Below are 19,672 nucleotides of genomic sequence, written 5' to 3' on the forward strand. Positions count from 1 at the left end.
CGGAGGTTCCTCCTCGGGGTCACAGGACCCCCTCGGTCAGATGGTCCGGCGTGCCGAACCGGTGGGCGGTCACGGACACGGCCTGTTCGTGCAGGAACGGCAGCAGCTCCACCTCGCCGGCGCTCACCACGGGGCCAGCGTAGACCGCCACGTCGGGGGTGTCGCCGAGCGCCGCGTGGAGCGCGCTCCGCGCCGCCTCGGCCGCCTCCCGGTCGCCGGTCCAGTCGGCGACGAGCCGGATCCGTGCGTCGCCGCCGCCCTCCGCTGCGGGCGGGATGAGGGCCAGCCGCCGGGCGCGGTCGTGGAACGCGGCGTCGTCCTCGACGACGACGTCCACCGGCGCGGCCGTGCCGGCACCCTCCGTGCGGGCGGACCGGACCAGCTCCTCCACCCGGCCGCGCACGGCCTCGGCCGAGAGTCCGTCCGCGTCGGGCCCCTCCGCGGTGGGGGTCGGGCGCAGGCTCACGGTCATGGGCGCCCCGGCGCGCAGGCCGGCGGAGACGATGCGCAGCAGGTGGTCGGCGGGCCCCGAGTGCCGGCGCACGAGGACCGGGGTGGGGACGTGACGCAGCACGTTCCGCTCGGCCTCGAGCGCGGAGACGTCCGTGTCCACCTCGAACACGGTGGTCCACGCGTGGGTGTCGAGGGCGCGGGCGGTCTCGAGCCAGGATGCGCCCGCGCCGTCGGCCTCGGCCCCGGGCCGTCCCTCTCCCCCGGCCCACGTGGGCGCGTCCTCCCAGTCCACGAGGCCGTGCAGGTAGTGCGGCCCGCCGGCCTTCGTGGTGGGGCCGACGACGGAACGCTTCCAGCCGCCGAAGGGCTGGCGGCGCACGATGGCCCCGGTGATGCCGCGGTTCACGTAGAGGTTGCCGGCGCGCACGCCGCGCAGCCACACGTCGATCTCCTCCCGGTCCAGCGAGTGCAGCCCGGAGGTGAGGCCGTAGTCCACGGCGTTCACGATCCCGATCGCCTCCTCGAGCGTCTCGGCCGTCATCACGGCCAGCACGGGGCCGAAGTACTCGGTGAGGTGGGCGTCGGCGCCGGGGCGGACGCCGGAGCGGATGCCCGGGCTCCACAGGCGACCCGTCTCGTCCAGCGGCCGCGGGCGCAGGGCCCACCGCTCCCCCGGGCCGAGCTCGGTGAGCCCGCGGCGCAGCTTCTCGCCGGGGGCCTCGATCACGGGGCCCATCTCGGCGCGCGGGTCCGCGGGGTGCGCCACGTGCAGGGACGAGGCGGCGTCCAGCAGCTGCCGGTGGAAGCGCTCGGAGGTGGCCACGGAGCCGACGAGCACCACGAGGGAGGACGCCGAGCACTTCTGGCCGGCGTGACCGAACGCGGACTGGACCACGTCCTTCGTGGCCAGGTCCAGATCCGCGGACGGGGTCACGATCACGGCGTTCTTGCCGGAGGTCTCGGCGAGCAGGTGCAGGTCGGGGCGCATCCCCTTGAACAGCCGTGCGGTGTCCCAGCTGCCGGTGAGGATGAGCCGCTCGACGGCCGGGTCGGTCACGAGCGCCGCGCCGACCTCCGCCTCGTCCTCGTCCTCGTCCGCCAGCGTCACCAGGCGCACGAGGTCCGCGGGGTCGTGCCCGGCGAGCGGGCCGCCGTCGTCGAACAGGCCCGAGTCCCGCAGCCCGGCCACGATCAGCTCCCACGCGACCGCGCCCGTCCGCTCGGACTGCGGGGCCGGCTTGAACACCACGGGCGAGCCGGCGCCGAGCGCGGCGAGGACGCCCCCGACCGGGATGGCCACGGGAAAGTTCCACGGCGGGATCACCAGGGTCAGGCGGACGGGCACGGCGCGGGCGCCCTCCACCGCGTCCAGGCCGCGTGCCAGGCGCGCGTAGTAGTGCGCGAAGTCCACGGCCTCGGAGACCTCGGGGTCGCCCTGGTCCAGGGTCTTGCCGGTCTCGGCGGCGGCCACCTCCAGCAGGCGGGCCCGGCCGGCGTGCAGGGCCCGTCCGACGGCGTCCAGCGCGTCGGCGCGCTCGTGGCCGGTGAGCGCGCCCCAGCGGGCGCCGGGGTCGGCGGTGGCGGCGATGGCGGCGCGGGCGTCGTCGGCCGTGGTGGCGCGGTGGGCGCGGACGGTGTCCGTCCCGAGGTCCGAGCCCGGGACGGCCGCGAGGATCCGGCGGGCCCACTCCCGGTTGCCGGGCAGCGCGGGGTCCGTGTCCGGGGTGTTGGCGAAGCCGTCCACGGGGGCGGGGGTCGGCCCGTCCTCCCCGCGGGACCGGTCCTGGAGGCGGTTCGGACGGGGCACGGCCGCGTCCAGGTGGCGCAGCGAGGCGCGGAAGCGCTCCTCCTCGCGGGCGAACAGGTCCGCGTCCGCGTCCAGGTCGAACACGGCGGACATGAAGTTCTCCGGGGAGGCGCCCTCCTCGAGGCGGCGCACGAGGTAGGAGATCGCCACGTCGAACTCCTCGGGCCGCACCACGGGCGTGTAGAGCAGCAGGGCGCCGACGTCCGCCCGGACGGCGGCGGCCTGGCCGGTGGCCATGCCGAGCAGCATCTCGAACTCCACCGCGGCCGGGTCGAGGCCGCGGCGCTCGATCAGCCGGTGGGCCAGGGCCACGTCGAAGAGGTTGTGCCCGGCCACGCCGATGCGCACGTGGGCCAGATGCTCCGGGGTGAGCGCGTAGTTGAGCACGCGCTTGTAGTTGGTGTCCGCCTCCTGCTTCGAGCCCACCGTGGCCAGCGGCCAGCCCGTCAGGGAGGCCTGCATCCGCTCCATGGGCAGGTTGGCGCCCTTGACCACGCGCACCTTGACCGGGGCGCCGCCGGCGGCGACGCGGCGCGCGGCCCACTCCTGCAGGCGCACCATGGCCGCGAGCGCGTCCGGCAGGTAGGCCTGCAGCACGATGCCGGCCTCGTAGTCGCGCAGGCCCGGCTGCTCGAGCAGGGCGGTGAACACGTTGAGCGTGAGGTCGAGGTCGCGGTACTCCTCCATGTCCAGGTTGATGAAGGTGTCCCGGTCCCGGGCGAGCTCGAACAGCGGGGTGAGCCGCTCGGTGATGTCCGCGACGGCCTCGTCGAACGCGTAGGGCGCGTGCGGGGCGGTGGCGGCGGAGACCTTCACGGACACGTAGTCGACGTCGTCGCGGCGGATCAGCGCGGCGATGCCCTCGAGTCGGCGGTCCGCCTCGCCCTGGCCGAGGATCGCCTCGCCCAGCAGGTTGATGTTCAGCCGGGTGTGCTCGTCGCGCAGGGCCGCGATGGCCTTGCCGAGCTGCCGGTCCCGCGCGTCGACGATCAGGTGGGAGACCATGCGCCGCAGCACGCGGCGGGCCGTGGGGACGGCGATGCGCGGCACGAGCGGGGCGGCGCGGCCGCCGACGCCGAGGACGGCGCGCAGGGCCGGGGGCAGGAAGCCGGGGGCGCGGCCGGCGAGCTCCCGCAGCGCCCGGGCGGCGATCGCGGGGTCCTCGGGGCGGACCACGTGGTCCACGAAGCGCACGATGAAGTCGAGGCCGCCCGGCTCCTTCAGGGCGCCCGCCAGCTGGCGGGCCGCGAAGTCGGCCTCATGGTCGCGGGACTCGGCGAGCCAACGCCGCACCTGCGCGACGGCGTCGTCGGCGAGGGCGTGCAGGTCGGCGGGGTCGGGGATCCCGCCGGTCGCGCCGAGGACCCGGTCGAGATCGTCGTGGTCCTGGGCGGAGAACATCGCGGTCATGGCCGCACTCTGCACGTGTGCCGGGTCACAGGTCAAACCGCCGCGGCTTCCTGTCAGACGCCTATGCTCGATGGACATCCCCTCGCCGCGCGCCCGCGCGTCGCCGCCGTCTTCCCAGGAGCCCGTCCGCCATGGCCGCCGCCGACCCCGTCCCCACCCACGCGCGGGAGCGCCGGGACGTCGTCGTGCCCGTGTCCGGACCCGAGGACCCGCCCGAGCGGGCCTGGCTCGTCCTGCCCCACCGCCACCCGGTGCCGACGCTGCTGGGGGAGACGCGGGACGCCGTCGTGGGCCTGGCCGAGACGCTCGCCGCCGTGCTGCCGGTCACCGTGCTCGCCCACCCGCGCGACGCCGGGGCGGCGCGGCTGGTGCCCCCGGAGGTGGACCTGCTGCGCGCGCCCGTGGGCTCACCGCTGCTGGGCCGCACCGGGCCGAGCTTCATCCGCCGCCCCGAGGGCCTGGCCGCCGTCGCCTGGCGCAGCGCCGCGGGACTGACCGGGACCGGGCCGCTCGACGGCGCGGCCGCGACGGCCGTGGCGGAGGCGGCGGGACTGCCGCTGCTCACCCCCCTGCTGTGCGCCCCGCGCGGGGCCTGGGTGAGCGACGGCGAGGGGACGGCCGTGGTGGCCGCGGACCCCGTGCTGGACGGGCGGATCAACGGCGCGTGGACCCCCGGCCAGGTGGCCGCCGAGTTCGCCGCCCTGCTGGGGATCACCCGGGTGCTGTGGGTGCCGCCGGCACCGCGGCCGGACACCGGGCCGTGGGGCGGGCCCGGCCACCTGGCCTCGTGGGTGCGGCTGGGGGGCGACGGCGAGGCCGCCGTGCACTGGCGCGGCGACCGGTTCCACCCCGAGCACCCCTACGCGGCGGCGGCGCTGCGCTTCCTGCAGGGCGCCGACGACGCCGCCGGCCGGCCCCTGCGCGTGCGCACGGTGACCGGGGCGGCGCAGCCCGCCGCGTACGACCCGGCCGAGCGGGGCCCCCGCTCCCTCCTGGACACGCTGCCGCTGGGCGCTGCGGTGCTGCGGCCGGCGTTCGAGGACGCCGCGGGCGAGGAGGCCGCGGCCGCCGCGTGCGCGGCACTGCACCCGGGGCTGCCCCAGCTGTCGTTCCCCGCCCCGCCGCTGCTGCGGCTGGCCGGCGCGCTCAACGACCTGGTGCTGCTCCAGCCCCGCCCGTGACCTCGTCCGTCGCGGGACCGTCGTCGTCCCCGCCGTCCGCCGAGGCGCGGTCCTCATCTCCCCCGTGCGCGTCGGATCGCCAGGCCGCCGGGCGCAGCCGTTCCAGGAGCGAGGACTGACGGCGCTCCATCCCCTTCAGGTCCGAGGCGATGAGCGCGTTGATCCAGCGGGCGTTCGGGTCGGCGTCGATCAGCACGGCCTTGGCCAGCAGCGTGCAGGGCAGCGCGAGGATCGCGCCGAGCGGGCCGAGGACCCAGGCCCAGAAGAGCAGGGAGAGGAAGCTGACGGTGGGGATCACGCCGATCGCGTCGCCGGCCACCTTGGGCTGGATCACGGACTGCAGCACGAAGTTCAGCACCGAGTAGCTGACCACCACCCACAGGAAGTCGGACCAGCCGCCCGCCGCCAGGCCCAGGACGGCCGGCGGCAGCAGGCCGATGATGAAGCCGATGTTCGGGATGTAGTTGGTGAGGAAGCTGAGCACGCCCCACACGAGCGCGAGCGGCACGCCGATCAGCATGAGGGCGATCACGTCCAGCACCGCCACGATCAGGCCGAACACCGTGGTGACCACCCAGTAGCGGCGCACGCCCTGGGCGAACTCGACCAGGGCGTGGCCGAACTCGTGGCGGGCGGTGCTGAGCAGGCGGACGCGGCGTTCGACGTCCATCGAGTCCATCGCCAGGAAGAACATGCCCATGATCACGGTGACGAGCAGACCGAAGACCGCGTAGACGTTCGTGGCGATCTTCGTGATGGCGCTGACGGCCGTCCCGGTCACGGTGCTCATGTCGATCGAGGCCAGCTGCTGGGACACCATGTCCGGGGTCACGCCGCGCTCGTTGAGCCAGTGCGAGACGTCCAGGACGATCTGCTGGAAGCGGTCCGCGTACTTCGGCAGCTCCGCCACCAGCTCGAGGCCGGACCACACCATCATGCCCCCGAACACGGCCATCACCGCGACGACCAGCAGGACGGTGGTGGCGGCCCCGAGCACGGGGTGCAGGCCCCGGCGGATGAGCCAGGCCTGCAGGGGGTAGGCCACGATCACGAGGTTCAGCCCCAGGAAGACGGGCGCCGCTATGGAGGCGATCCCCTGGAAGAACTGCACCACCAGCACCAGGCCCGCGAGCGTCAGGACGATCACCAGCATGCGCGGCCACATGCGGTGGGGGCGGCGGATGTCCCAGTCGGAGGCGGGGCTGGACGAGGCGGGCGGCGGGGTCACCCCCGCGGGCTGTGCGGCGCTCACGCGGGCAGTCTATGCGCGGGCCGGACGGGGTAGGGTCGGGACCAGTCCACATCGACAGGGGAGCGCCCGCGCGGCGCTGAGAGTGCGGTCCGCCGCAGACCCTCGAACCTGCGCCGGTCCGCACCGGCGAAGGAAGTCGAGTCTCCCGGTCGACGTCGTCCCGGGATTCCGGTGGCGGCCTCGTCCCGGCCCCTCTGCCGTCCCAGAGGAGAACCGCCATGTCCCGCACCCCGCACCGCGCCCTCGCCGCCCTCTCAGTGGCCGCCCTCGCCCTCACCGGCTGTTCGGTGTCCGGCTCGTCCGGCGACGGGGCGTCGTCGTCCGCCGCCGGCGCCGGCGGCGAGCCGACGACGGTGACGATCATGACGCACGACTCGTTCAACCTGCCCCAGGAGCTCGTCCAGAAGTTCGAGCAGGAGTCCGGCTACACCCTGAAGACGACGGCCCCCGGCGACGCCGGCAGCGTGGTGAACCAGCTCCTGCTGGCCAAGGACGAGCCCACCGTGGACGGCGTCTACGGCGTGGAGGACCACTCGGCGCACCGCCTCGTCCGCGAGGGCGTCGTCGCCGAATACACCCCGCAGGACCTGCCCGCCTCCGCACAGGACCGGATGGTGGAGGACCGCATGACCCCGGTGGACCAGGGCCAGGTGTGCTTCAACACGGATCCGGCATGGTTCGAGGCCCACGACGTCGAGGCCCCCACCTCGATCGACCAGCTCGACGACCCCGAGTACGCGAAGCTGACGGTCGCCACCTCCCCCGTGGCCTCCTCCCCCGGCCTGGCGCTGCTCGCGGCCACCACGGAGAAGTACGGCGACGACGGCTGGCAGGACTGGTGGCAGGGCCTGATGGAGAACGGCGGCAAGATCGCCGACAGCTGGTCCGACGCCTACAACTCGGACTTCTCCGGCGGCGAGGGCAAGGGTCGGTTCCCGGTGGTGCTCTCCTACTCCTCCTCCCCCGCGTTCGCCCCCGAGACCGAGGTGATCGAGGACTCCTGCACCCCGCAGGTCGAGTACGCCGGCGTGCTCGAGGGCGCGAAGAACCCCGAGGGCGCGCAGGCGTTCGTGGACTTCATGCTCACCGAGGAGGTCCAGTCCGTACTGCCCGAGTCGATGTACATGTACCCGATCGACGAGTCGGTGCAGCTGCCCGAGGAGTGGGCGCAGAACGCGCCGCTCGTCGAGGACGCCATCACCCCGGACCCCGCCCGCATCGACGAGCGCCGCGAGGATCTGCTGAAGGAGTGGACCGCCCTGTCCGAGGCCTCCCGGCGCTGATGTCCGCGCTCACCGAGGTCGCGGCCCCCGGCACGGACCTGCCGCGCCGGCGGGCCCGCGGCCGGGGGGACGGGCTCGGCCCGTGGTGGCTGGTGGCCGCCGTCCTGCCGGTCGCCTTCCTGCTCGTCTTCTTCGCGTGGCCCGTGGCGGCCATGCTCTGGCGCGGGATCGGCGGCGATGCCGACGCGTTCACCGGCGCCGTGGACCTCACCGCCTTCGGCCAGACCCTCGCCCGCGAGCGCACGTGGCGCATCCTCGGCCAGACGCTCGGCATGGCCGCCGCCGGCACGGTGGTCTCGGTGGCGCTCGGCCTGCCGACCGCGTTCGTGCTGCACCGGCGTCGCGTCCCGGGGCGGGCCGTGCTCCGCGCCCTCGTGCTCGTGCCGTTCGTGCTGCCCACGGTGGTGGTCGGCGTCGCGTTCCGCGCCCTGCTCGCCCCCGGCGGACCGCTCGGCTTCACCGGGCTGGACCAGACGACCACCGCCGTCGTGCTGGCCATGGTCTTCTTCAACGTGTCCGTGGTGGTGCGCCAGGTGGGCGCGCTGTGGAACGCGCTGGACCCCCGCCAGACCGAGGCCGCCCGCACCCTGGGCGCCTCGCCGTGGCGGGCGTTCCGCACCGTGACGCTGCCCCAGCTCGCCCCGGCGATCGCCGCGAGCGCGGCCCTGGTGTTCCTGTTCTGCGCGTCCGCGTTCGGCATCGTCCAGACGCTCGGCCGGCCCGGCTACGGCACGCTCGAGTCGGAGATCTGGGTGCAGACCTCCGTCTACCTGGACCTGCGGACCGCGGCGGTGTTCTCCGTGCTGCAGTTCGCGGTGGTGCTGGCCGCCGTCGTGGTCTCCGGCGTGACGGCGGCGCGCACCCAGCGGGCGCTGCGCCTGCGGGAGACGCCGCCGGCCCGGCTCACGCGCGCGGACGCGGTCCCGGTGGCCGTGATGCTCACGGTGGTGGCGCTCGTGGTGGCGCCGATCCTGACGCTCGTGGTGCGCTCCTTCCACACCCGCCACGGCTGGGGGCTGGGCAACTACGAGCTGCTCTCCACGAGCGCGGGCAGCGGGTTCGTGGGCGGGTCGACGCCGGCCCAGGCGCTCGAACAGTCCCTGCGGGTGGCCGTGGACGCCACGCTCGTGACGCTCGTGGTGGCCGTGCCGCTGGCCCTGCTGCTGACCCGGCCCTTCCGCTCACGCGCCGCGCTGGCGGCCCAGCGGGCCCTCGACGGCGCCCTGCTCCTGCCGCTCGGGGTGTCCGCGGTGACCGTGGGCTTCGGCTTCGTCGTGTCCCTGCGGGCCGCGTTCCCGGAGCTGGCGGCCTCGGGCGTGCTCGTGCCGCTGGCCCAGGCGGTGGTGGCGCTGCCGCTCGCGGTGCGGGCGCTCGTGCCCGTGCTCGCGGCGGTGGACCCGCGGCTGCGGGAGGCCGCACGCACCCTCGGGGCGGGCCCGTGGCGGGTGCTGGCCACGGTGGACGGCCCGTTCCTCGCCCGCGGCGTGGGCGTGGCCGCGGGCTTCGCGTTCGCGGTGTCCCTGGGTGAGTTCGGGGCCACGAGCTTCCTGGCGAGCCCGTCCGCGCCCACCCTGCCGGTGCTGATCGCCCGGCTGCTGGGCCGGCCGGGCGCGGACAACTACGGGATGGCGCTCGCGGCGGCCACGGTGCTGGCCGTGCTGAGCGCCGGGATCATGCTGGTGTGCGAGCGGCTGCGCCCCCGGGGCCCGGCCGGGGCGGGAGGTCTGTGATGACGCCGACGACGACGGGGGCCTCCCTCCGGCTCCGGGACGTGGCGATCCGCTATCCGGACGGCTCCACCCCCGTGCGGGGGACGGACCTGGACGTGGCCGCCGGGGAGATCGTGGCGCTCGTGGGCGCCTCCGGCTCGGGCAAGTCCACGATCCTGCGCGGGATCGCCGGGCTCGAGGACGTCGTGGCGGGCACGGTGGAGCTCGACGGGCGGGACGTGGCCGCGGTGCCGACGCACCGCCGGGGCGTGGGGATGGTGTTCCAGGACGGGCAGCTGTTCCCGCACCGGACCGTGGGCCGGAACGTGGCGTACGGCCTCGAGTCCGCCGGCTGGGACCGGGCCCGGCGGCGGGCACGCGTGGCCGAGCTGCTGGACCTGGTGGGCCTGACCGAGCTCACGGACCGGCCTGTGCAGCGGCTCTCCGGCGGGCAGGCCCAGCGCGTGGCGCTGGCCCGGTCGCTGGCCCCGGCCCCGCGGGTGCTCCTGCTGGACGAGCCGCTGTCCGCGCTCGACGCGGACCTGCGCCGGCGCCTGGCCGAGGACATCCGGACGGTGCTGCGGGCGGCGGGGACGACCGGCGTCGTCGTCACCCACGACCTCGCGGAGGCCGCGGTGATGGCCGACCGCACCGTGCGCCTGGGCGCGGGGGGACGCATCGCGGCGGAGGAGGACGGCCCGGCGGTAGCCTCTCAGGCATGACCCCGCCCGCACCCCGCCCCCGGCTGACCGCCCAGGACGTGGTGGACGCCGCCGTCGGGATCCTGCAGGACTTCGGCATGGGCGACCTGTCCATGCGGCGCGTGGCCGCGGTGCTGGGCGTGCAGGCCTCCGCGCTGTACTGGCACGTGCCGGACAAGCAGTCGCTGCTGGCGCGGGTGGCGGACCGGATCGTCGCCGAGGCGGAGGAGACCGTGCGCGCCCGCCGCGTCACGGACCTGGCGGGCCGCGCCGAGGCCGCGGAGGCCGCCCTGCTGCGGCACCGGGACGGGGCGGACGTGGTGCTCTCCGCCCTCGCGCTCGGGCTGGGCGGCCTCGGCCTGCACCGTCTGCTCACCGAGGCGGCGGACACCCCGGAGGACGGGGAGCGGGCCCTGGCGCTGCTGCTGGGCACCGTGTCCCTGCGGCAGCAGCGCGCGCAGGCGCAGGCGCTCGGCGTGCCGACCGGCCCGGACGTGCAGCGGCACCGCACGGACCCGCTCTGACGCCTCGTCCGACGCGGCCGCGCGGGAGGCCGAGGAGAGGAGACCTGCCTCCTCACAGGTGCGCTCGGTAAGGTCGCCCAGAGCAGAACAGGTCGGGACGGGTCGTCCCCTTCGTCCACGGCGATCCCGCCCGACCGCCGCAGGACCAGCATGGCCCGCCGGACCCGGCTCACAGTTCCGGCGCGGTCCCCTTCGACACAGCCGGCGAAGCCATGGGAGCACGGATCAACCACCCGCGGACGGTCGTGGACCGGACGCTGCATCACGACGTCGAGCCCGCACACCCCGCGGCGCTCGTCGACGTGGGCTGGGACTTCCGTGGCCCGGGCGCCAAGGCGGAGGAGCAGCACCGCCCGCTGCGCGTGGTCCGTGCCCGCCGGCCTCGGGGCACCCCGCGGGACCGGAACGGCGTCGACCTCACGCGCACCGGCCCCGTCGTCCCCCGCCCCTCCCCGCCGCGCACCCGGATCCGCCGGGACGGCGTCCGCGTGGTGGCCAGCCCGCTGGCCATGCTGCCCGGCGTGGACCACGGCCCCGCCCTCCGCCTGGACCTGCATCCGACGACGGGGGGCATCGTCTACGTGGCCCGCGAGCTCGAGCTGCGCGAGCTCGGCGACGACGTCCGCGGCCACGTCTACACCGGGATGGTCGGGACGGCGCATCTGAGCGCCTTCTGGTCCACCGTCACCGTCGACCTGCCGCCGGAGCGCCCGGTGATCGTGCGGCTGCGCTCGGACCGGGACGCCGAGCTGCTCTCCCTGCTCGAGGTCCTCGCCCCCGTGGACACGCGCGTGGTCTCCTACCGGCTCGACGAGTCCCCCGTGGGCACGCAGCGCTCCAGCTACCTGCTGCCGGACGTGGACCCGGAGACGGTCGCCCAGACGGGCGCGGCCCGGATCCCGCTCGAGGCCATCGAGGCCGCCCAGGAGGAGGAGGACGCGCTGCGCCGCTCCTCCGGCGTCTTCCTCTCCCGCCGCCGCACGGACCGCTTCCTGCGCCGCAACCTGCCCGGGGTGACCCACAGCCTCACGTTCGCGGACGAGGCGGACGTGACGGACGTGTACGTGGACGGCTCCGTGCTGCGCGGCTCCCGCATCGGCGGGGCGGCCGCCGTCGCCGGGCCGAGCATGTGGGCCGTGCAGGCCGTGGCCGGGGCCACGATGCCGCTCGAGGTGGAACTCGAGGCGCTCGTGCTGGGGCACGTGATCTGCGCGTGGGCGGGCACCCCCGGCGGCCGGGTCACCATCCACTCGGACTCGCGCGCCGCGCTGGCCCTGCTCAACGCCGCCCGCCGCGAGCGGCTCACCCTCGGCGGCGCCCGGGGCGAGCGCATCCGCCGCACCCTGCGGCGCCTGCTGGCCGCCGTCGACCTGGCGCAGGCCGCGGACGTCCAGGTGGACACCACGTGGGTCAAGGGCCACGTGGGCGTGCACGGCAACGAACTGGCCGACGACCTCGCCCGGGCCGCCGCCCGCCACGCCAGCGTCGGCACCCCCGAGGGGGACCTGCCCGAGCGGATGGGGCAGCTGATCCAGCTCCGCGTCGAGGACGACGCCGCCGGCTGACCCCGGCCCCCGATTCCCCGTCCTCCGCCCCAGCCTCTAGGGTGGGGCTGTGGAAGCGACAGTGGAACAGATCACAGCGGCCGTCACCGCCTTCAACGACAAGTACTGGTACGTCGTGATGGCGCTGCTCTTCGTGGCCGGGGTGTGGTTCACCATCCGGACCGTGGGCGTGCAGGTGCGCATGCTCCCGGAGATGCTGCGGTCGGTGACGGGCAAGTCCCAGACCGGGTTCGAGAACGACGGCGTGAGCCCGTTCCGCGCCTTCACCATCTCGGCGGCCTCGCGCGTGGGCACCGGCAACGTGGCCGGCGTGGCGATCGCGATCGTGATCGGCGGCCCGGGCGCCGTGTTCTGGATGTGGCTGCTGGCCATCCTCGGCGGCGCCACCGCCTTCGTCGAGTCCACGCTGGCCCAGCTTTACAAGCAGAAGGGCGCGGACGGCTACTTCGGCGGGCCCGCGTACTACATCCGCGACGGTCTGGGCGCCAAGTGGCTGGCGGCCGTGTTCGCCGTCGCCATCACCGTGACCTACGGCTTCGTGTTCAACGCCGTGCAGTCCAACTCGATCTCCGAGTCCGTGCAGGCCAACTGGGGCGCGTCCTCCACCACCGCGTGGATCGTGGGCCTGGGCCTGGCCGCCCTCACCGGCCTCGTGATCTTCGGCGGCGTGCGCCGGCTCTCGGCCGTGACCAACGTGGTGGTCCCCGTGATGGCCACGTTCTACATCTTCCTGGCCCTGATCGTGATGGTCGTCAACATCACCGAGGTCCCGGGCATGATCGCGCTGATCGTGGGCCACGCCTTCGGCCTGCGCGAGGTCGCGGGCGCCGCCGTCGGCATGACGATGGTGATGCAGGGCGTGCGCCGCGGCATGTTCTCCAACGAGGCCGGCATGGGCTCCGCCCCGAACGCCGCCGCCACCGCGGCCGTCTCCCACCCGGCCAAGCAGGGCTTCGTGCAGTCCCTGGGCGTCTACTTCGACACCCTGATCGTGTGCTCGGCCACCGCGTTCGTCATCCTGCTCTCCAACCCGGCCTACGGACGCGGGGAGGCGCTCGGCATGCAGGTGACCCAGGGTGCGCTCCAGCAGGCCGTGGGCGCGTGGGCCGGCCCGGCGCTGACCGTCATCATCTTCTTCCTGGCCTGGTCCTCCGTGCTGGGCAACACCTACTACGGCGAGGCCAACATCCGGTACCTGGCCGGCCGCCACGCGGGTCCGGCCATCACCGTGTTCCGCGTGCTCGTGCTGGTGTGCGTGGTCGGCGGCGCGCTCGGCTCCGTGGCGCTGGTGTGGAACCTCGCGGACACGTTCGCGGCCCTCATGGCGACCATCAACCTCGTGGCGATCATCCCGCTGGGCGGACTGGCCGTGAAGCTGCTCCGGGACTACGAGCGCAAGCTCAAGGCGGGCATGGATCCGGGCTTCCACCTCTCCGACCTGCCCGAGGCACGGAACGTGGCCCTGTGGCGGGACGAGCCGAAGACCTCCCCGCTCCAGGACTGACGCCCCCGCCCGCGCGTTTCGAGGCGGGATATCGACCCCATCTGGCTGCCGCGGGCGGCCGTGGGGTGGATATCCCGCCTCGATGCATGAGGAGGCCCGGTCTGGACACCGTGCGGGGGTCGACGCCTAGGTTGAGGCGCACCCGACCGGCCACGCACGAGTGGCCGGCACGACGTCCGAGGAGGACACCATGGGCATCCTCTCCAGCCTCACCCGCACTCTCGGCGGCGGTGGCCGCCGCTCCAGCCGACCCACCATCGGTGCGCACATCGGCCGGTCCCCCGGCTTTGGCCGGCAGGCCCGCTCTCAGGGACGCCGGTCCAGCGGCCTGGGCGGTGCCCTCCTGGGCACGCTCGGCGGTCTGGCGCTGCGTGAGCTCTCGCGCCGCGGCGCCGGGGGCACGACGCGCGGGCGCAGCTCCGGTGCGTACCGCGGCGGCTTCGGACCCTCGGCCCGGTCCACGGGCGGCCTCGGCACCGGCCTGCTGGGCGGGCTGCTCGGCGGGGCCCTCGCCTCCCGCGGCCGGTCCGGTGCCGCCGGCCGACGCACGGCGGGTGGCCGCCGGACCGTGGGCGGCGGCTTCTGACCGCTGCGACGGCGCGGCGTCGCAGCTGAGCGGCATCACCGCGGAGCGGACACGACCACGGGGCGGGCACCGACGGATCGGTGCCCGCCCCGTGGTCGCGATGGGCCGGTGGCGTGCTCGAGGCGTCTGCGCCGCGGCTCAGCCGAGGCCGGCGACGCGGCCCAGGATGAACACCAGGACGCCGATGACCACGAGGGCGATGATCAGCCCGAGCACGATCTTGCCGGCCGAGCGCTCGCCGGTCTGCTCCACGTCCATGCCCGGGTTGCTCGGGCCGACGCCTGCGCCCTCGGCTGGGGGCGTGTCGCCGTCGAACGCGGCACCGGAGGTCTCGTCCGTCGCCTCGCGTGCGCGCCGGGCGTCCTGGGGGTCGGGGGTGTGCGGGGTGGCCATGGCCGGCTCCTCTCGTCTCAGCGGCACGGGTGCGTGCCGCTGGCCCTCACGGTAGGCCCGGGGCAGGGGGTCCTGACCAGGGCGAGGCGACGCCCGCCCCGGCGCTTTCGTGGCCGAAACGGCGCGCCCTGAGCCGCTTTCGTTGACGAAACGGCGCCCTCCGCGCCGCCCACGCCGGATCCCGTCATACTCTTGATCGTTGGACGTCCAAGCAATAGCGTGATCGGCGTCACGTTCCCGCCGTCCGGAGGAGCCCCCCATGCCCGAGGTCTACATCATCGACGCCGTCCGCACCCCCGTGGGTCGCCGCGGGAAGGGGCTCGCCGGCGTGCATCCCCTCGATCTGGCGGCCGCGCCGCTGCGCGAGCTCGTCGCCCGCCAGGACATCGACTCGGTCGAGTACGACGAGGTCATCCTCGGCTGCATCGACCAGCTCGGCCCACAGGCCATGGACGTGGCGCGCAACGCCTGGCTCGCGGCCGGGCTCTCCGAGGACGTCCCCGGCACCACGGTCGAACGCCAGTGCGGCTCCGGCCAGCAGGCGGTCCACTACGCCGCGCAGGCCATCATGAGCGGGACGGCGGACCTCGTCGTCGCCGGTGGCGTGCAGTCCATGTCCGCGATCCCGCTCTCCCGGTCCAACACGGCCGCCCGCGATCTCGGCTTCCCCGACCCGTTCACCGGCTCCGAGTCCTGGGCCGCCCGCTACGGGGACGAGGAGATCTCCCAATTCCGCGGGGCCGAGATGATGGCCCGGCACTGGAACCTGGACCGGGACACCCTGGAGGAGTTCGCGGTGCGCTCCCACGAGCGCGCGCTCGCCGCCCAGGCCGACGGTCGCTTCGACCGCGAGATCCTGCCCCTCGCCGGCCTCACCGCGGACGAGGGCCCCCGCACCCCGGACGCCGCGAAGATCGCCTCGCTCGACCCGATCGTCCCCGGCGGGCTGCACACCGCGGCCACCGCGTCCCAGATGTCCGACGGCGCGGCCGCCCTCCTGCTCGCCTCCGAGGAGGCCGTGCGCCGCCACGGCTTCACCCCGCGAGCCCGCATCCACCACCTCTCCGCCCGCGGCGCCGACCCCGTCATGATGCTCTCCGCCCCGATCCCGGCGACGGCGTACGCGCTCGACCGCATGGGCCTGACCATCGACGACATGGACCTCGTGGAGATCAACGAGGCGTTCGCCGCCGTCGTGCTGGCCTGGCTGACCGAGACCGGCGCGGACCCGGCGAAGGTCAACGTCAACGGCGGGGCGATCGCCCTGGGCCACCCCATCGGCGCCACCGGCGCCCGGCTGATGACCTCCCTGCTGCACGAGCTCGAGCGCAGCGGCGGCCGCTACGGCCTGCAGACCATGTGCGAGGGCGGCGGCCAGGCCAACGTCACCGTGATCGAACGTCTCTGACCCATCCCCCGGAGGTTCCCATGCCAGACCAGATCACCCACCCCACCGACGCCGCCGCCCACCTCTCCCCCGCCCCGGAGGACACGATCGGCCGCGTGTTCGCACGCGCGGTCGCCCGCTCCCCGCGCGCCGTCGCCCTGCGCTTCGAGGACCGCGACTGGACCTACGCCCAGCTCCGGGACGGAGCGCACCGCGTGGCCCGCCGCCTCCAGGACACCGGCCTGCCGGCCGGCACCCGGGTGGCCGCCTACGCCACCAACTCGGACGCCTACGCACTGCTCTTCCTGGCCTGCGTCACGGCCGGCTACGTGCACGTGCCCGTGAACTTCGCGCTCAAGGGCGGCGAGCTCGCCCACGCCCTCGAGGACTCCGGCGCGGAGCTGCTCGTGGCCGACGCCGGCATGCTCGAGCGGGTCGACCAGGTCCGGGCCGAGGGCCGCGCGTCGGCTCTGCGGCACGTGTGGACCATGCTCCCCGCCGGCCACGCCGAGCCCTCCGTGCTTCAGACCGCCCAGGACGAGACGCTGGACGCCGCCGCCCCGGAGGCGGAGGTGTCGGCCACCGACCTGGCCCAGCTGCTCTACACCTCCGGCACCACCTCCACCCCCAAGGGCGCCATGATGTCCCACCGGGCGCTCGTGGCGGAGTACCTCTCCTCGATCATCGCGCTGGACTTCACGGCCGAGGACCGCCCCCTCGTGGCCATGCCGCTGTACCACTCGGCCGCGATGCACGTGTTCCTGCTCCCCTACCTGAGCCTCGGCGCCACGGTGCGCCTGCTGGCCGCCCCGGACATCCCCCGGATGCTCGAGCTCGTGGAGACCGAGCACATCGGCTCCCTGTTCCTGGCGCCCACCGTCTGGGTGCCGCTGGCGAACCATCCGGACCTGGCCACGCGTGACCTCTCCTCGCTGCACAAGGCCCAGTACGGGGCCTCGATCATGCCGGTGACCGTGCTGCAGCGCCTGCGCCAGAGCCAGCGGGGCATCGGCTTCTACAACTGCTTCGGCCAGTCCGAGCTGGGCCCGCTGTGCACGGTGCTGCGCCCCGAGGAGCACGACGCGAGGCCCGCCTCGTGCGGCCGCCCCGTGTTCCACGTGGAGGCCCGGGTGATGACGGCCGACGGCGCCCCCGCTGCGCCCGGCGAGCCCGGTGAGATCCAGTACCGCTCGCCGCAGCTGCTCTCCGGCTACTGGAACCGCCCGGATGCCACCGCGGACGCGTTCACCGACGACGGCTGGTTCCGCTCCGGCGACCAGGTCACCCAGGACGCGGCCGGCTACATCCAGGTGGTGGACCGCATCAAGGACGTCATCAACACGGGCGGCGTGCTGGTCGCCCCGCGCGAGGTCGAGGACGCCATCTACGAGCTCGACGAGGTGGCCGAGGTCGCCGTCATCGGCCTGCCGGACGAGCGCTGGATCGAGGCGGTGACCGCCGTCGTCGTGCTCAAGGAGGGCGCTGAGCTGACCGCGGAGACCGTGCGCGCCCACGTGAAGGAGCGGCTGGCGGGCTTCAAGGTGCCCAAGCGCGTGGACTTCGTGGCGGAGCTGCCGCGGAACCAGTCGGGCAAGCTGCTCAAGCGCGCGCTGCGCGCCGAGCGGACGCAGGGGTCGAAGTGACCAGCCTGCAGAAGCCGATCTACGACGTCGTCACGCCCCTGGACGTCGATTACCTGGACGCGTTCGGGGAGGCGACGGACGAGGACCGCGCGCACTGGGACCGCGCCCGTGCCTACGGCCGGGAGGTGCTCGAGCGGATCGACGGGCACTGGGACCGGGCGGAGTACCCGTTGGACCTGGTGGCGCGGGCGGGCGAGCTGGACCTGCTCACCGACGGGCTGGAGGTGCCGGGGCACCCGGTGATGTCGCCGTTGGCCGCGGGCCTGGTGGCGATGGAGATCTCCCGGGCGGACGGGTCGATGGCCGCGGCTGCGGCCGTGCAGGGCGGGCTCGTGCTGCGCGCCCTGGTGCACTGCGCCGGCCCGGAGCAGAAGGAGCGGTACCTCGAGCCGGTGGCGCGCGGCACGCTGCCGGGCGGGTTCGCGCTCACGGAGCCGCTGCACGGTTCGGACTCGGTGTCCCTCGAGACGTCCGCGCGGCCCGACGGCGCCGGCGGCTGGGTGCTGAACGGCGCCAAGAAGTGGATCGGCAACGGGGCCGCCGGGGGCATCACGATCGTGTGGGCGCGCGACACCGAGGACGGCCAGGTCAAGGGCTTCGTGGTGGAGCAGTCCACGCCCGGCTACGAGGCCGAGGTGATCACGGGCAAGGGCGCGCTGCGGGCGATCCACCAGGCCGAGATCATGCTGACCGACGTGCGGGTCGGCGACGACGCGCGGCTGCCGGGCGTGGCGAGGTTCAAGGACGCCGCGCGCGTGCTGGTGGCCACCCGCGTGAACGTGGGCTGGTCCGCGCTGGGCCACGCGACCGCGATGTTCGAGGCCGCGCTGGCCTACGCCCGGCAGCGCGAGCAGTTCGGCAAGCCGCTGGGAGCGCACCAGATGGTGCAGGAACGGCTCGCGCAGATGCTGGACGAGGTGACCGCGATGCAGACCCGCTGCGTGGCCGTGGCCCGCCTGCAGGCGGCCGGGCGGCTGCGTGACGAGCAGGCCTCCCTGCTGAAGTACGCCTGCACCCGGGGTGCGCGGCGGGTGGCGCAGATCGCCCGGGACATGCTCGGCGGCAACGGCATCCTCCTCGAGCACCGGGTGATGCGGCACTTCGCCGACGTCGAGGCGCTGCACACCTACGAGGGCACCGAGTCCGTGCAGGCGTTGATCCTCGGCCGGGACCTGACCGGGATGAGCGCGTTCGCGTGAGCGCCTCCCTCAGGGCGCGGAGACGACCCCCACGCCCACCCGGGGCAGGCTGCGGTCCACGACCAGCTCCAGCCGACGTTCGTGGAACCGTGCGCCGAGCAGCTCCTCGAGGTCCTCGACGAGGTGCACCGTGATGGTCTCGATGACCGCCGCGGTGTCCTCTCCGTCCCGCAGGATGCAGTCCACCTCCAGCGCGGGGGCGGAGGGGGTGCCGGTGATGGCGAACCTGGCCTCAGCGACCTCGGGGAACACGGTGACGGCCCGCGCGGCACTCATGGCCAGGAGGGCGCAGCGCTGACGGAAGGCGGCGGGCTGCGGCGCCGGGGACTCGAGGACGGGCGGGACGGCGGACAGGGTCCGCCCCATGGCCTGGGGGGCCTCCAGCGTTGCTGTCATGACATTCCTCTCGCCGCGGCCCGAGCGCCCCCTCACAGAGATCGCCGTGACCTGGAAAATGTTAGTCTAACTATGCGTTAGGAAGACTAACCAAATTTTCGGGGTGACGTGAACAGGGAGGTTCAAGAGCGCATGGGTGAGGAGCACACCACGCTGACCAGCACGGATGGCGAACCGACGTCGGGCTACTGGTACACCCGCGGCGCCCGCGAGATCGAACCTGTGGACGTGCTCAACCTGCTGCGACGCTACCGGGAGGCCGAACGGCGCATGCGCGCCCGCACCCGGGACAGCATGGGGATGGGAGAGACCCACCTGTCAGCCCTGCGTTACCTGCTGCGGGCCGACCGACGCGGCCACAAGGTCCGTCAGCGGGATCTGGCCAGCGCCCTGGAGATCACCCCGGCCTCCGCCAGCGCCCTGGTGGACCGACTGGTCCGAGACGGCTACGCCCGACGGGCGCCCCACCCACAGGACCGCCGATCCGTGGTGGTGGAGCCGACGGCCAAGACGGACCACGAGGTCCGCGCCACCCTGGGCGCCATGCACCGCAGTATGCTCGCCGCGGTGGAGGGCCTCACCCCGGCCGAGCTCGCCGGCGCGGCCGCGTTCCTGCGGGCCCTGATCCGCAGCGTGGAGGAGCATGACGAGGACGAGGCGGACCAGCCCGCGTGAGGAA

General features: G+C 74.5%; 16 protein-coding genes and 1 riboswitch. Of the genes, 12 read left to right on the forward strand and 4 right to left on the reverse strand.

Annotation, left to right across the window (positions count from 1 at the left end; translation table 11 throughout):
- Positions 1–19: 19 nt before the first annotated feature.
- Positions 20–3,670: a bifunctional proline dehydrogenase/L-glutamate gamma-semialdehyde dehydrogenase gene (locus tag KVS67_RS06535; protein ID WP_217565141.1), complete on the reverse strand. Its 3,651-nt coding sequence runs from the start codon at positions 3,668–3,670 to the stop codon at positions 20–22.
- Between the two features lie 131 nt (positions 3,671–3,801).
- Between KVS67_RS06535 and KVS67_RS06540 the strand changes: the two genes are divergently transcribed.
- Complete coding sequence (locus KVS67_RS06540; protein ID WP_217565142.1) at positions 3,802–4,851, forward strand: agmatine deiminase family protein; 1,050 nt, start codon at positions 3,802–3,804, stop codon at positions 4,849–4,851.
- Here the strand turns inward: KVS67_RS06540 and KVS67_RS06545 are convergent.
- Positions 4,817–6,103: an AI-2E family transporter gene (locus tag KVS67_RS06545; RefSeq protein WP_060973500.1), complete on the reverse strand. Its 1,287-nt coding sequence runs from the start codon at positions 6,101–6,103 to the stop codon at positions 4,817–4,819. The genes KVS67_RS06540 and KVS67_RS06545 overlap by 35 nt on opposite strands.
- Before the next feature lie 46 nt (positions 6,104–6,149).
- Positions 6,150–6,255, forward strand: a riboswitch (TPP riboswitch).
- A 66-nt stretch (positions 6,256–6,321) separates the two neighbouring features.
- Between KVS67_RS06545 and KVS67_RS06550 the strand changes: the two genes are divergently transcribed.
- From KVS67_RS06550 to KVS67_RS06580, 7 genes are all read left to right on the forward strand, one after another.
- Positions 6,322–7,386 (forward strand): thiamine ABC transporter substrate binding subunit, encoded by a 1,065-nt coding sequence (locus tag KVS67_RS06550; RefSeq protein WP_217565143.1) that lies wholly within the window; start codon positions 6,322–6,324, stop codon positions 7,384–7,386.
- Positions 7,386–9,116 (forward strand): iron ABC transporter permease, encoded by a 1,731-nt coding sequence (locus tag KVS67_RS06555; RefSeq protein WP_217565144.1) that lies wholly within the window; start codon positions 7,386–7,388, stop codon positions 9,114–9,116. Before KVS67_RS06550 ends, KVS67_RS06555 begins: the two co-directional genes overlap by 1 nt.
- Positions 9,116–9,817, forward strand: a complete 702-nt coding sequence (locus KVS67_RS06560; RefSeq protein WP_002857999.1) for an ABC transporter ATP-binding protein — start codon at positions 9,116–9,118, stop codon at positions 9,815–9,817. Before KVS67_RS06555 ends, KVS67_RS06560 begins: the two co-directional genes overlap by 1 nt.
- Positions 9,814–10,320 (forward strand): TetR family transcriptional regulator, encoded by a 507-nt coding sequence (locus tag KVS67_RS06565; RefSeq protein ID WP_010080165.1) that lies wholly within the window; start codon positions 9,814–9,816, stop codon positions 10,318–10,320. Before KVS67_RS06560 ends, KVS67_RS06565 begins: the two co-directional genes overlap by 4 nt.
- A 212-nt stretch (positions 10,321–10,532) precedes the next feature.
- Positions 10,533–11,885 (forward strand): RNase H family protein, encoded by a 1,353-nt coding sequence (locus KVS67_RS06570; RefSeq protein WP_113913859.1) that lies wholly within the window; start codon positions 10,533–10,535, stop codon positions 11,883–11,885.
- Positions 11,886–11,946: 61 nt separating this feature from the next.
- Positions 11,947–13,389, forward strand: a complete 1,443-nt coding sequence (locus KVS67_RS06575) for a sodium:alanine symporter family protein (RefSeq protein ID WP_217565145.1) — start codon at positions 11,947–11,949, stop codon at positions 13,387–13,389.
- Positions 13,390–13,579: 190 nt separating this feature from the next.
- Entirely contained in the window at positions 13,580–13,975 is a 396-nt protein-coding gene (locus tag KVS67_RS06580) for a hypothetical protein (RefSeq protein ID WP_063188917.1), read from the forward strand.
- A 138-nt stretch (positions 13,976–14,113) separates the two neighbouring features.
- Here KVS67_RS06580 and KVS67_RS06585 read toward each other — a convergent pair whose 3' ends face one another.
- A complete protein-coding gene (locus KVS67_RS06585; protein ID WP_135019281.1) occupies positions 14,114–14,368 on the reverse strand; it encodes a DUF6480 family protein in 255 nt (84 codons plus the stop codon).
- A gap of 259 nt (positions 14,369–14,627) precedes the next feature.
- On the opposite strand from KVS67_RS06585, the gene KVS67_RS06590 reads away from it, so the two are divergent.
- Genes KVS67_RS06590 through KVS67_RS06600 form a run of 3 tightly spaced genes read left to right on the forward strand, consistent with a single transcriptional unit; the run spans position 14,628 to position 18,597 of the window.
- A complete protein-coding gene (locus tag KVS67_RS06590; protein ID WP_217565146.1) occupies positions 14,628–15,776 on the forward strand; it encodes an acetyl-CoA C-acetyltransferase in 1,149 nt (382 codons plus the stop codon).
- Between the two features lie 20 nt (positions 15,777–15,796).
- Complete coding sequence (locus tag KVS67_RS06595; RefSeq protein ID WP_217565147.1) at positions 15,797–17,398, forward strand: fatty acyl-CoA synthetase; 1,602 nt, start codon at positions 15,797–15,799, stop codon at positions 17,396–17,398.
- Positions 17,395–18,597 carry an acyl-CoA dehydrogenase family protein gene (locus tag KVS67_RS06600; RefSeq protein WP_217565148.1) on the forward strand — a complete coding sequence of 401 codons (1,203 nt, stop codon included), beginning with the start codon at positions 17,395–17,397 and terminating at the stop codon, positions 18,595–18,597. The genes KVS67_RS06595 and KVS67_RS06600 overlap by 4 nt, the downstream gene beginning before the upstream one ends.
- Positions 18,598–18,606: 9 nt before the next feature.
- On the opposite strand, the gene KVS67_RS06605 is transcribed toward KVS67_RS06600, so the two are convergent.
- The gene (locus KVS67_RS06605; RefSeq protein ID WP_044658809.1) at positions 18,607–18,993 is read right to left on the reverse strand and encodes a hypothetical protein; all 387 of its coding nucleotides are present in this window, start codon (positions 18,991–18,993) and stop codon (positions 18,607–18,609) included.
- 132 nt (positions 18,994–19,125) lie between these two features.
- Here KVS67_RS06605 and KVS67_RS06610 point away from each other — a divergent pair, with 132 nt between their 5' ends.
- Positions 19,126–19,668 carry a MarR family winged helix-turn-helix transcriptional regulator gene (locus tag KVS67_RS06610; protein ID WP_002857975.1) on the forward strand — a complete coding sequence of 181 codons (543 nt, stop codon included), beginning with the start codon at positions 19,126–19,128 and terminating at the stop codon, positions 19,666–19,668.
- Positions 19,669–19,672: the final 4 nt, after the last annotated feature.

Origin of the sequence: Micrococcus sp. GbtcB5 (assembly GCF_019091605.1) — a bacterium.
GTDB lineage: Bacteria > Actinomycetota > Actinomycetes > Actinomycetales > Micrococcaceae > Micrococcus > Micrococcus luteus.